Genomic DNA, 307 nt, shown 5'->3' with positions numbered 1-307 from the left:
TCAGAGCGGCAATCGATTTAAGTCAACCTGGTTACTTAGATACACATGCTAATACCTTAATAGAACTTGCTAATCCAAAAGTAATTAAAATTTTAACTGCTGTTGCATCAAATCCTAACTCACCGTTGTTCGTTCTAGAAAAATTAGCTTTAATCGATTGCTCAGAAATTAAAAGAGCTATTTACCGTAACTATAATACTTCGGAATTTATTTTGAAAAAATTGTTGACAACAGATGATAGTAAACCAACTTTATCAAGTCCTCAATCAGCCCGAACATCAATGCTATTTTATATCAAACGCTATCA

At 32.2% G+C, this 307-nt stretch carries 1 protein-coding gene; it reads left to right on the top strand.

The window, feature by feature from the left end:
* Positions 1–307, top strand: a 307-nt coding sequence (locus DSM106972_RS51955; protein ID WP_201800893.1) for a hypothetical protein, incomplete at both ends; no start/stop codon positions are given.

Origin of the sequence: Dulcicalothrix desertica PCC 7102 (genome assembly GCF_003991905.1) — a bacterium.
Lineage (GTDB): Bacteria > Cyanobacteriota > Cyanobacteriia > Cyanobacteriales > Nostocaceae > Dulcicalothrix > Dulcicalothrix desertica.
This window is presented reverse-complemented; position numbering and strand designations above follow the sequence as displayed.